The sequence below is a fragment of the Seonamhaeicola sp. ABD4_175 genome, assembly GCF_056160885.1.
Window position 1 is genome coordinate 976032 of sequence record NZ_JBSWYC010000001.1, and the last position, 12902, is coordinate 988933.

Consider the following 12902-nt stretch of genomic DNA (forward strand, 5'->3'; position numbering starts at 1 on the left):
TATAGTAATTTGGGTTAGCTTAATGCTTTGTTTTTTCTACCTTTGCGCTGCTTTCATAATAAGGTATGTTTAAACTATTTAGCAAAGACTTTTGGGATATTATTGCAAGACTAATTTTGCGTAACAAAATTGGTATTCTTGTGGCTATAATTGGGGCAACTATTTTTTTTAGCACCCAATGGGACAACATGCGTTTTAGTAATACCGAAGCTAATTTACTACCAGATGACCATGAAGTTAACGTTACATATAATAACTTTTTAAAAATATTTGGCGAAGAAGGTAACTTAATAATTCTAGGTGTAAAAGACTCTACCCTTTTTACAATTGAAAAACTTAATGCCTGGAATAAACTATCTGAAAGTTTTAAAAAATATAACGAGGTTGAAACGGTAGTATCTATAAAAGATTTACAAAAACTTGTAAAAGATACTGAAAACGAGAAATTTAGTTTAGAGCCTTTTATTAAAGATTCAATTGCTTCTTTACAACAAATTGAAAAACTACAAAACCAATTATTTAATCAATATCCGTTTTACGATAATTTTTTATTTAATAAAGAAACCAAAACAGTAAGAACTGCTATTTATTTAAAAAAAGATATTGTAAATACGCCTGCTAGAAAAAACTTTGTTTTAAATGTTTTAGAAAGTGAAATTGAAACCTTTGAAAACACTTACAATCTAAACGTAAGAGTTTCGGGTATGCCATACATTCGCACCTTAAATTCTCAAGTAATAATTAATGAAATTAACTGGTTTGTTATTGCAGCTTTATTGGTAACATCGGTTATTTTCTTTTTCTTTTTCAGGTCTTTTAGGGCTACTTTCATTTCACTTATTGTAGTGTGTATTGGTGTTATGTGGACTCTAGGTATTATTGGGCTTTTTAATTATGAAATTACAGTTTTAACAGCTTTAATACCACCTTTAATTATAGTTATTGGTATACCTAATTGTATATTTTTAATAAATAAATATCAACACGAAGTAAAATTACACGGTAACAAAGTAAAAAGTTTACAGCGGGTTATTACTAAAATTGGTAATGCTACTTTAATGACCAATGTTACAACTGCTTCTGGCTTTGCAACATTTATTTTAACCGAGAGTACATTGCTAAAAGAATTTGGTATTGTAGCCTCATTAAGTATTTTGGCCATATTTATACTTTGTTTATTAATTATACCTATAATTTACACCTTTTTACCACACCCAAAAGACAGACATTTAGAGCATTTAAATAAACGCTGGATTGGTGGTTTTGTAAACTGGATGGAATGGATGGTAAAACAAAGGCGCATTGCTATTTACGCTACTTCGGTATTACTTTTAACTATTAGTTTTATTGGTATTTATCAAATACGTATTTCAGGGAGTTTAGTTGAAGACATGCCCAAAGAAGCTGAATTTTTTAAAGATATTCGTTTTTTTGAAGAAGAATTTAACGGTATTATGCCGTTAGAGTTTGTTGTTGATACCAAACGCAAAAAAGGCGTTATGAAACTCTCTACGCTTAAACGCATGAATGAGTTAGAAGATTTAATTATTGAAACGCCCGAGTTATCTAAACCCATATCTGTAGTTAGTTTAGTTAAATACTCAAAGCAAGCTTATTATAACGGTAACCCTAAATTTTATCAATTACCTACTTCACAAGAAAATAGCTTTATTTTATCTTACGCAAAAAACTCATCTTCAAACGTAGATTTGCTTAATAATTTTGTTGACAGCACAGGGCAATATGCCAGAATTACAACATTTATGAAAGATGTTGGCACAGATAAAATGGAACGTATTGAAGAAAATCTTCAAAATAAAATAAACAAAGTATTCCCAAAAGAGCGTTACAATGTAACCATGACGGGTAAAGCCTTGGTGTTTCAAAAAGGCACCAAATATTTGGTTAAAAATTTGGCCATATCATTATCACTAGCCATTTTATTAATATCATTATTTATGGCTTACATGTTTAGGTCTGCTAGAATGATTATTGTATCATTAATTCCAAACTTACTGCCTTTACTTGTAACCGCTGGGTTAATGGGCTATTTAGGTGTACCCATAAAACCTTCAACTATATTAGTTTTTAGTATTGCTTTTGGTATTTCGGTTGATGACACTATTCACTTTTTAGCAAAATACAGGCAAGAATTACAAGCTAACAACTGGAAAATTAAAACATCGGTTTACGGTGCTTTACGCGAAACAGGTGTAAGTATGTTTTACACATCAATTGTACTGTTTTTTGGCTTTTCGGTATTTACAATTTCAAGTTTTGGCGGCACTGTAGCATTAGGTGCATTAGTATCGGCCACATTGCTTTTTGCTATGCTTTCAAACTTACTATTACTACCATCATTATTATTATCATTAGAACGCAGTATTGCTAACAAAGAAGTTTTAAGAAAACCGCCAATTAACATCATTCCTGAGGAAGATGATACCGATGACGATTTCAAAAATTAACTTTTTCTTAATTTTTACTTATAGAATTTTAATTTTTACTTATTTAAAACTTGGAAGCCGAAAGGCTTTTTTTATATTTACATTCAAAATTTTGATATAAATGCAGCAGTTTAACGTTTTAGAATTATTATCTCAAGATATTGTACATACAGAAGTTGAAATTAAAGGTTGGGTTAAAACCTTTAGAGCCAACAGATTTATTGCTTTAAACGACGGGTCTACTTTAAAAAACATACAATGTGTAGTAGATTTTGAAAATTTTGATGAACCGCTTTTAAAGCGTATAACAACCGGTGCCGCCATTCATGTTACTGGTAATTTAGTAGAAAGTCAAGGCAAAGGTCAAACCGTTGAAATTCAAGTAAAAAAACTTGAAGTTTTAGGAGACTCAGATCCTGAAACATACCCTATTCAACCTAAAAAACATTCTTTTGAATTTTTAAGAGAAAATGCACATTTACGCACCAGAACCAACACGTTTAGTGCTGTAATGCGTTTACGTTCTACGCTTTCATTTGCTATTCATAAATATTTTAATGAAAACGGTTTTTATTACATGCACGCACCCATTATTACTGGAAGTGATGCCGAAGGTGCTGGCGAAATGTTTAAAGTAACTAGCTTAAACCAAAATAATATACCAAAAACCGATGATGGCAAGGTAGATTACACCCAAGATTTTTTTGGTAAAGAAACCAACCTAACCGTATCTGGCCAATTAGAAGCCGAAACATACGCTATGTCTTTAGGTAAAGTATACACTTTTGGGCCAACTTTTAGGGCCGAAAACTCAAATACATCGCGCCACTTAGCCGAATTTTGGATGATTGAACCCGAAGTTGCTTTCATGGATTTGGCTGGAAACATGGATTTAGCTGAAGATTTTTTAAAATACGTTATTAAATATATTTTAGAAAATAATGCCGAAGATTTAGAATTTCTAGACAAACGCTTGCAAGATGAAGACAAAAGAAAACCGCAAGCCGAAAGAAATGACATGTCTCTTATTGAAAAATTAAAATTTGTAACAGATAATAACTTTAAACGCGTAAGCTACACCGAAGCTATTGATATTTTACGCAACAGCAAACCCAACAAGAAAAAGAAATTTAAATATATTATTGATGAATGGGGTGCCGATTTACAAAGTGAGCACGAACGCTTTTTAGTAGAAAAACACTTTAAATGCCCCGTAATTTTATTTGATTACCCTGCAAATATTAAAGCCTTTTACATGCGTTTAAATGACGATGGAAAAACCGTAAGAGCCATGGATATTTTATTTCCAGGCATAGGTGAAATTGTTGGAGGCGCACAACGCGAAGAGCGTTTAGAAGTATTAAAGCAAAGAATGGCAGCTATAAATATTCCAGAAGAAGAACTTTGGTGGTATTTAGATTTGCGTAAATACGGTACCGCTGTACACGCTGGTTTTGGCCTAGGTTTTGAGCGTTTAGTAATGTTTGCAACAGGCATGAGTAATATTAGAGACGTAATACCATACCCAAGAACACCACATAACGCAGAATTTTAATGTTAGTTTTGATTATGGTATAAGTATTGCAGTTAAAAGAATTTTTATACTTTTAACTGCGCTAAATTAGGTTGAAATAACTATTTTTAATTTAGAAGAATAACCAAATCAAAATATGCTCAAGCAACATTTACAATTTAAATTATCGCAAAAGCTTTCACCGCAGCAAATTCAATTAATGAAATTGATACAGTTGCCTACGCAAGCTTTTGAGCAGCGCTTAAAACAAGAATTAGAAGAAAATCCAGCACTTGAAGGCGGTAAAGAATCTAAAGATGATTTTGATGCTGAATTTGATAATAGTGATGATTTTAATGACAACGAATCTATAAACGCCGAAGATATAAATGTTGACGAATATTTAAGCGACGACGAAATACCCGATTACCGTACACATGCCAACAATTACAGTAGTGATGATGACGATAAAACCATGCCTTATGCAGCAGGCACATCATTCACACAACACTTAATAAACCAATTAAACACCTATAGGTTAAGTGACGAAGAGCGCGATATTGCCGTTTTTTTAGTAGGAAGTGTTGATGAAAGCGGATATATTAGAAGATCTATTTCAGATATTATGGACGATTTAGCGTTTACACAAAACGTATATACCACTGAAGACAAAATAGAATCGGTATTAAAAACAGTCCATCAATTAGATCCTGCTGGCGTTGGCGCTAGAAATCTTCAAGAATGTTTAAGCATTCAATTACACCGCAAAGAAAAATCTGCTCATGTAGAATTGGCCATAAATATTATAGAAAAAGCCTTTGAACAATTCACAAAAAAACACTACAAAAAATTACTTCAAAAGTTTGATATTTCTGAAGAACAATTGAAAGGTGCTATTTCTGAAATTGAGCATTTAAACCCCAAACCAGGTGGTTCATATGCTGGTAACAACCGTATTGTTGAACACATTGTACCTGATTTTGCCATTAAAATTGTTGATGGTGAATTAGAGTTAACTTTAAACGGACGTAACGCCCCAGAATTACATGTATCTAGAGAATATAATAACATGTTGAAGGGATATAAAGATTCTAAAGACAAATCTAAATCTCAAAAAGATGCGGTTATTTTTATTAAGCAAAAACTAGATGCCGCCAAATGGTTTATTGAAGCCATAAAACAGCGCCAGCAAACATTATTTGTTACCATGAGTGCTATTATGCATTACCAAAAAGATTATTTTTTAACTGGTGATGAACGCACGCTACGCCCTATGATTTTAAAAGATATTGCCGATGAAATTGATATGGATGTTTCAACCGTTTCTAGGGTTGCAAATAGTAAATATGTTGATACGCCTTATGGCACAAAATTAATTAAAGAATTCTTTTCTGAATCTATGAAAAATGATCAAGGAGAAGATGTTTCAACAAGAGAAATTAAAAAAATACTAGAAACAGTTATTGAAGAAGAAAACAAAAGAAAACCTTTAACTGATGAAACTTTGGCTGGTATTTTAAAAGAAAAAGGTTACCCAATTGCCCGTAGAACCGTTGCAAAATATAGAGAGCAATTAGATATCCCAGTGGCTAGACTTCGTAAAAAAATATAATGAATTTTGTTTTAAGAAGTATTTCGTACGTTTTTCATCCGTTGTTAATGCCCTTGTTTGGGGTAATCTACTATTTTTTAATAACTCCAAGAGATTATCCTAAAGAAATAGTATGGGCAAAATTGGTATCGCTTTCTATTTTAACCGTTATTTTACCAATTCTGTTGTACTTTTTACTAAAAACTTTGGGTTTGGTAAAGTCTATATACCTAAAAACAACAAGAGAACGCGTATACCCTTTAATGCTAAACTCTGCAGTAATTATAATTGTTTTGCAACGTATAATTCCGCCAACACAAGTGTTAGAGTTATACTATTTCTTTGTTGGTGTTTTAATATCTACAATGGCCTGTTTAACACTTGCTTTATTTAAGTTTAAAGCTAGTATTCATATAATTGCGGTAAGTGGTGTATTTATGTTTTTTATTGCTTTGAGTATTCATTTTAGTTTAAATTTAAACAACACTTTAGCTTTTATGAGTATTTTAATTGGAGCTGTGGCTACTTCTAGGCTTCATCTTAAAGCACATAGCCCTAAAGAGCTTTTAATAGGGTTATTTATTGGTTTATTGCCACAGCTAATACTGATACCTCACTGGTTATAAAAAGTAAAACATGAGGCCTATTTTAACGGCATTCATATTTATATCATTATTATTTAATGCGGTACTATTAGTTAACATAGTATTTAATGCATAATACACATGTAAATTCCAGGTATTATAACCAACACTAAGTGTTAAACCGTACTGAAATTTATTAAAATCATCAGTATCTTTAAGTTTAAAATCACCTAAATCTCCTTTATATTTTACTACATTACTAAAAATATAACCAACTTTAAAGCCTGTATAAATTCTCCAGAAATTATAATCAGTTGGTGTTGATGTTCGCCACCTAAATTCAAAAGGCATTTCAATTAAATGATTAGTAAACTTATTTTTTGAGAATGAATTATCATTTAAAATTGAATAATTTATATTACCGTTTTCATCACTAATTAGCAAATTATGGTTGTATGAATTAGATGAATAACCCAAACCTAATGCCAATGCCTTATTTCGGTTTTTATTTATTGGCATATCTTTAATAAAGCCAATATGAAACCCAAGTGAAAAGCCATTTTGGTTCATGTCTTTTGGTTTATTAGCTAGTAAATTATAGGTAACACCGGCGTAAAACTGATCTTCTTTATAGAGCGAGTCTACAACTTGCTCTTGCAAATTGTTATTTTGTGCTATAATTTGTACAGCACACCCTAAAATAAAAATAATGGCGGTAAAATATTTCATTAGCTAAGTAATTATTATAAAAACTGTTTAAATATAAAAAGGCGTTTTGAAAACCAAAACGCCTTTTTATATAAAATTAAGAGTGTAAACTAGTTGTTACCTAACACACTACCCTTTTTGGTAGTATAATTAATTTTAAGTGCATTCACTTTGCGTAACTCTTGCTTAATATCACCTATTAACCCCATGTTTGCATCACTATCAACTTTTAAAGCTGTAGTTAAAAACGGAATTAATTCTTCTCTTTTTGATGCTCTTTCAGCGGCTATAAAAGCTGCTATTTCATTAACATCAGCAAATTTATCATTTAACTGAATTTTTGCTTCAGTACCGTATTGCTTGTAGTTGTCACTTGGTTTTCCTGCATAAATATACATAACCAAATCTTTTTTATCTAGTTTTTCAACTTGATCTGCAAATGGTAAGTTATTTTCAATCATCAAGGTATTTTGCCTCATTACTGTTGCTACCATGAAAAAGAATAATAACATAAACACAATATCAGGTAAAGATGCTGTTGATATAGCCGGTAAAGCACCGCTTTTTTTCTTTTTAAATTTAGACATATTAGTAAATTTAAATTATTGTACTTCTGAAAGTTTTTGCGGATATTCAGTTTTTATTCTGTCTATCTTTTCTTTCAGTTTATCTTTATTCCCTGGCCAATTAACATCTTTATAGTTAGCTTCCATTTCTGAAAAAGAAGTTCCGTAAAGCTTTTTAGCTCTTTGGTCTCTTAAAACATTATATGCTGCTACTAATTCATTTTGTACAGCAATGTATGTTTTGTAAGTTGTTTCTCTTTCGTTTTTTAATGATATGATTGCTTTATCAGGATTATCAGATGAAGCTGGATCTTTTTTACCGCTACAGTAATCACAAGATCCGTCGCCTCCGTTATCTAAAAATTCAATAGCTGCTGCTCTTAAATCTTTTAACTCCATTAATTCATCCTCAACAAGCAATTGGTCTTTACCATTAAGTAACACTGTAAAGATATTTTTTTGCTTAATTATTACATTGTCCTCAGACTCTTCCATTGGAGGTAATTTTCGGTTAATACCAGAATCTACCTCAATGGTTGTTGTTACTAAGAAAAATATTAATAATAAGAACGCAATGTCGGCCATGGAGCCCGCATTAACTTCTGGTGCTGCTCTTTTTGCCATAATTATTATTTATTAAATATTTTTTTAACTCCTGAGTACGCCATAGATGCAATTGCTAAAACAGCTAACACATAAAATGCATATAAACCTGCGCCTACGTTTTTAGATGTAGCCTCAGTTACATCTTGTCCTTTTTCAATAAAAGGTTTTAAATCTAAATCTGTACCTGATGATATCGCATAAGAGATAACAACTATTGCTAAGAAAGCTCCAACAGATAATAATGTTTTTTTAATGTTACCAGCAAACAAGCCTATTATAACAAAAATTAAAACTATTACTGCAATAAGCGCTAAAATAGCATAAGCAATGTACATAAATGAGTTTACTGCTCCACTTGCTTCTCCAGCTTTAATGGCTTCATCGCCTGTGCTGATGATCATAAATAGGAATACAGCAGAGAGCGCCCCTACAATACCCATTATGATACTAATTATTTTTTGTGAATTCATAATTCAAATATTTTTTAATTATACTATTACTTTTTGTTTCTAATCAATAGATCCATTAATGTTATAGAAGCATCTTCCATATCATTAACTATACTATCAATTTTAGCAATAATATAATTGTAAAAAATTTGAAGAATAATAGCCACAATAAGACCAAATACTGTTGTTAAAAGTGCTACTTTAATACCACCAGCAACTAATGATGGTTGCATATCTCCAGCAGCTTCAATTTTATCAAATGCCTGAATCATACCAATTACCGTACCCATGAAACCTAACATTGGTGCAAGAGCGATAAATAATGAAATCCAAGACACGTTTTTCTCTAATTGACCCATTTGTACGCCACCGTAAGCAACAACAGCTTTTTCAGCAGCTTCAATACCTTCATCAGTTCTATCTAAACCTTGATAGAAAATAGAAGCGATAGGCCCTTTTGTGTTTCTACAAACTTCTTTAGCAGCTTCTACACCACCAGAAGCTAAAGCATCTTCTACATTTTGAGTTAATTTTTTTGTATTAGTTGTAGAAAGATTTAAAAAGATAATTCTCTCAATAGCAATTGCTAAACCTAGAATTAAACATAACAATACAATACCCATAAAACCTGGGCCTCCTTCAATAAATCTCTTTTTTAATTCTTGGTGAAATCCAAGCTCTTCTCCAGCATCCGCAGCTGCATCTTCTTGAATTGTTGTAGCCACAGTTGTTGTAGCTGTAGTTGTAGTTGCAATTGTAGTTGCATTAGCAGTTCCAAATACCATCATTCCTGTAATGGCTAGGATAGAAAATAATCTTTTCATGTCTCGATCTTAATTTTATTAGTTAAAGTGTTAAAGATATAAAAAAAGCAATTAATGTGAAAGAAATAACAGCAGAGAGGAAGGGATTCGAACCCTCGATACCCTTTTGAGGTATACACACTTTCCAGGCGTGCGCCTTAGACCACTCGGCCACCTCTCTTTAAATATTTCAATCGTATTAATTACGGGGGATGAAATAACAAAAAATTCTTTAAACCTTAAAATTTTATAACGTTAATTTTAGGTCATTTCTCCTCTTAAGGACATTTCATAGGCAGATTTGAACATTTCTTTGGAAATATTCTGACCAATTAAGTACATTAACTTGCAAATAGCAGCTTCGGTGGTTAAATCTTTTCCAGAAATTACACCTATTTTTTTTAGCATATTACTTGTTTCATAGTGCCCCATCATAACACTACCACCTGTACATTGTGTAATATTTACTACATGAATACCTTTTTTTATGTTTTCTTCAAGTAATTTTATAAACCAGGTCTCGGTGGTACAATTACCGGCGCCGTATGTTTCTAAAATAATACCTTTTAAATGTGGTGTGTTAAAAATGCTTTCAATTATTTGTTTTGTTATTCCTGGAAACATTTTTATTAAACCAATGTTGTTGTTTAAATTTCTATAAACTTTGAAAGCTTTATTTTTTTGGGGCTTAAATAAATATTCGTCATTTATTTTTAAATGCACACCAGATTCGGCCAATTCAGCATAATTAGGTGATGCAAATGCTTGAAAATGTTCTGCGTTTATTTTGGTAGTACGGTTGCCTCGGTACAATTTATATTCAAAATACAAACACACTTCTTGTATTATGGGCTTACCTTCTTTTTGTAAAGATGCTACTTGTATAGATGTTATTAGGTTTTCTTTGGCATCGGTACGTAAATGACCAATAGGTAATTGAGAGCCTGTAAAAATAACTGGTTTTGATAAGTTTTCTAACATAAAGCTTAATGCCGAAGCGGTGTAACTCATAGTGTCACTACCATGTAATATTACAAAACCATCAAAGCTATTATACTTGCTTTCTATTAATTCTGCAATTTGCACCCAATAAGCCGGATTCATATTACTAGAATCTATAGGTTTGTTTGATACGGTTTCAATATTACAATCTAACAACTGTAATTCAGGTATTTTTTCTAAAAGGGTTTTAAAATCGAATGCTTTTAATGCACCTGTTTTAAAATCTTTAACCATACCAATGGTACCTCCGGTATAAATAAGTAATATGTTGGGTATTGCCTGCTTCATTTTTAATTAAATACCAAATATAGCTTTAGAGTTATGTGTTGTAATACGCGCTATTTCTTCTTTTGAAACACCATATATTTCTGATACTTTTTCTAAAACACGTATTATATATAATGACTCGTTTCTTTTTCCTCTATAAGGTGCTGGTGCTAAATACGGCGCATCGGTTTCTAAAACAATATGTTTAAGATCTATTTGCTTTAAAAATTTATCAATTTTACCATTTTTAAATGTTGAAACGCCTCCAATACCTAATTTCATATTATAACTTATTGCTTTTTGGGCTTGTTCTACAGTGCCGGTAAAACAATGGAAAATACCAAATAAGTTTTCATCATTAACTGTTTCTAAAACTTCAAAAATTTCATTGAAAGCTTCACGGCAATGAATTACAATAGGCAATTTATATTTTTTTGCCAACGCTATTTGGTATTTAAACGCTTCAATTTGAATATTTAAAGTGCTTTTATCCCAATACAAATCTATACCAATTTCGCCAACGGCATAAAAATGTCTTTTAGCAAGCATATCTTCAACATGCTTTAATTCTTCTTTAAAATTTTCTTTTACATGTGTTGGGTGTAGACCCATCATTAAAAAAACGTTTTCTGGAAAGTCTTTTTCTAATTGCAGCATTGATGCTGTGTAAGTTGAATCTATGGCTGGTATAAAAAATCTTGAAACGTTTGCCGCTAAAGCTCTATTAATCATTTCATGCCTATCTTCATCAAAGGCTTCGCTATACAAATGTGTGTGAGTATCTGTAATTATCAAAAGTATATTATTTATAATTTTTTGTAAAAATAATCGTTTTTATTATAGTATTTTTACGCTGTAAATTTAAGGTTTAATGGATTATTCTCTTCGTGATTTTTTACTAAATCAAGGCTATACAAAAGTAAAGCTTCACCTTACCAAAACTAATCATTTTGAAATAAAAGCTACAATAAACGGGCAAAAAGGGTTGTTTATTTTAGACACTGGAGCATCTAGCTCTTGTGTTGGTTTTGAAGCTATTGAAACCTTTAATCTTGATGCTGAAGATTCTGTTATTAAGGCGGCTGGTGCAGGTTCTACCAACATGGAAACCAAAATATCAAAAAAAAATAAAGTTAAAATTGGCAAATGGCGCCACAACAAAGTAATTTTAGTGCTTTTTAATTTAACACATGTAAATACGGCCTTAATGAACCATAATGCAAAACCTGTTGATGGTATTATAGGTGCCGATATTTTAAAAAAAGGTAAAGCCATAATAGATTATCAAAAGAAATACTTATATTTAAAGGTTTAGTCCTTATTGTTTAAGGATTTAACCATCTATCTCTCTAAACTAAAAAATGAATACATCAATTGTTATAGCTGATGATCATCCGCTTTTATTACGAGGTTTAACCGATTTTTTAACCTCAAAAGGATTTAATATTGTTGGAAGCGCTAATGATGGCAAAGCAGCCTACAACTTAATAGTTAAATTAAAACCTGAAATTGCCATTTTAGATATTAGAATGCCCTACAAAACAGGTTTAGAAATAGCCGAAGAATGTTTAAAAAACAACCTTAAAACCAAAGTAATTTTAATAACTTTTGATAAAGAAGAAGAACTTTTTGAACAAGCAAGAAGTTTTAATGTTTACGGTTATATTTTAAAAGAATTTGCAATTGAAGAAATTGAAACCTGTATTAAACATGTTGCTGAAAGCAAACCCTATTTTAGTAAAGAAATAGCCTCTTTTTTAAACGCAAGCCCAATAAATAGTCATTTAAAAGACTTAGACAAGCTTACAAAAGCAGAATTAAGAATTGTAAAACTTATTTCTGAAAACAAAACAAGCCAAAACATAGCCGAAGAACTATCAATATCTGTTAGAACAGTTGATAAGCACCGTAGTAACATAGTTGCAAAACTTGGGTTAGATAATAAACCAACATCTTTATCTATTTGGGCCAACCTAAATAAGGCACATTTATAAAAATACGTAGAACTGCGTATTTTTTTTTAGTCTTATATAACATACTTTTACAGTGCTATTAATTAGTTCTTAGGGAGAATAAGAAAGCTCTAGTGTTATTAAAACCTAGGGCTTTCGCTATTTAAAAAACTACCTTATTATAAAAAAATACGTATAACTGCTTATTTTTTTTCATCACTACAAAGTATAATTTTACAGTGCTATTAAGCTATACATAATTCTTTTTTGAGAGATAGAATTATTTTAAACTCTACGCTGTAATGGCGTAGAGTTTTACATCAAACCTAAAATGCTATTATCTAATGGAAGTGATGAACAAACAAAATAACGTGTTACAAAAATGCTGTATAGTTGGTTTAACTATACTAATAC

Annotated in this window: 13 protein-coding genes and 1 tRNA gene; 6 read left to right on the top strand and 8 right to left on the bottom strand. The window is 31.2% G+C overall.

What is annotated here, in order from left to right:
• Positions 1-65: 65 nt before the first annotated feature.
• The 4 genes from ACXAG4_RS03930 to ACXAG4_RS03945 all read left to right on the top strand — a co-directional run bounded on the left by ACXAG4_RS03930 (position 66) and on the right by ACXAG4_RS03945 (position 6177).
• Positions 66-2468, top strand: coding sequence for an efflux RND transporter permease subunit (locus ACXAG4_RS03930; protein ID WP_475294765.1), 2403 nt, complete (start codon positions 66-68; stop codon positions 2466-2468).
• Positions 2469-2568: 100 nt separating this feature from the next.
• The gene (gene asnS / locus ACXAG4_RS03935; RefSeq protein WP_475294766.1) at positions 2569-4002 is read left to right on the top strand and encodes an asparagine--tRNA ligase; all 1434 of its coding nucleotides are present in this window, start codon (positions 2569-2571) and stop codon (positions 4000-4002) included.
• 115 nt (positions 4003-4117) lie between these two features.
• Positions 4118-5572 (top strand): RNA polymerase factor sigma-54, encoded by a 1455-nt coding sequence (gene rpoN / locus ACXAG4_RS03940; protein WP_475294767.1) that lies wholly within the window; start codon positions 4118-4120, stop codon positions 5570-5572.
• A complete protein-coding gene (locus ACXAG4_RS03945; RefSeq protein ID WP_475294768.1) occupies positions 5572-6177 on the top strand; it encodes a hypothetical protein in 606 nt (201 codons plus the stop codon). Before rpoN ends, ACXAG4_RS03945 begins: the two co-directional genes overlap by 1 nt.
• Here the strand turns inward: ACXAG4_RS03945 and ACXAG4_RS03950 are convergent.
• The 8 genes from ACXAG4_RS03950 to ACXAG4_RS03985 form a co-directional block, all read right to left on the bottom strand.
• A complete protein-coding gene (locus ACXAG4_RS03950) occupies positions 6172-6864 on the bottom strand; it encodes a porin family protein (protein ID WP_475294769.1) in 693 nt (230 codons plus the stop codon). The genes ACXAG4_RS03945 and ACXAG4_RS03950 overlap by 6 nt on opposite strands.
• An 89-nt stretch (positions 6865-6953) precedes the next feature.
• Positions 6954-7430: an ExbD/TolR family protein gene (locus ACXAG4_RS03955; RefSeq protein ID WP_147131198.1), complete on the bottom strand. Its 477-nt coding sequence runs from the start codon at positions 7428-7430 to the stop codon at positions 6954-6956.
• Between the two features lie 15 nt (positions 7431-7445).
• Positions 7446-8033 (bottom strand): ExbD/TolR family protein, encoded by a 588-nt coding sequence (locus ACXAG4_RS03960; RefSeq protein ID WP_147131201.1) that lies wholly within the window; start codon positions 8031-8033, stop codon positions 7446-7448.
• 5 nt (positions 8034-8038) lie between these two features.
• A complete protein-coding gene (locus tag ACXAG4_RS03965; protein ID WP_475294770.1) occupies positions 8039-8485 on the bottom strand; it encodes a hypothetical protein in 447 nt (148 codons plus the stop codon).
• A gap of 26 nt (positions 8486-8511) precedes the next feature.
• Entirely contained in the window at positions 8512-9288 is a 777-nt protein-coding gene (locus tag ACXAG4_RS03970; RefSeq protein WP_475294771.1) for a MotA/TolQ/ExbB proton channel family protein, read from the bottom strand.
• Positions 9289-9360: 72 nt separating this feature from the next.
• Positions 9361-9448 (bottom strand) — tRNA-Ser (locus ACXAG4_RS03975).
• A gap of 80 nt (positions 9449-9528) precedes the next feature.
• Positions 9529-10557 (bottom strand): asparaginase, encoded by a 1029-nt coding sequence (locus tag ACXAG4_RS03980; protein ID WP_475294772.1) that lies wholly within the window; start codon positions 10555-10557, stop codon positions 9529-9531.
• A gap of 6 nt (positions 10558-10563) precedes the next feature.
• Positions 10564-11331: a TatD family hydrolase gene (locus ACXAG4_RS03985; RefSeq protein ID WP_475294773.1), complete on the bottom strand. Its 768-nt coding sequence runs from the start codon at positions 11329-11331 to the stop codon at positions 10564-10566.
• Between the two features lie 76 nt (positions 11332-11407).
• Between ACXAG4_RS03985 and ACXAG4_RS03990 the strand changes: the two genes are divergently transcribed.
• Together ACXAG4_RS03990 and ACXAG4_RS03995 are read left to right on the top strand one after the other, a co-directional pair.
• Positions 11408-11851: a retropepsin-like aspartic protease family protein gene (locus ACXAG4_RS03990; RefSeq protein WP_475294774.1), complete on the top strand. Its 444-nt coding sequence runs from the start codon at positions 11408-11410 to the stop codon at positions 11849-11851.
• Between the two features lie 46 nt (positions 11852-11897).
• Positions 11898-12530 carry a response regulator gene (locus tag ACXAG4_RS03995; protein WP_475294775.1) on the top strand — a complete coding sequence of 211 codons (633 nt, stop codon included), beginning with the start codon at positions 11898-11900 and terminating at the stop codon, positions 12528-12530.
• Positions 12531-12902: the final 372 nt, after the last annotated feature.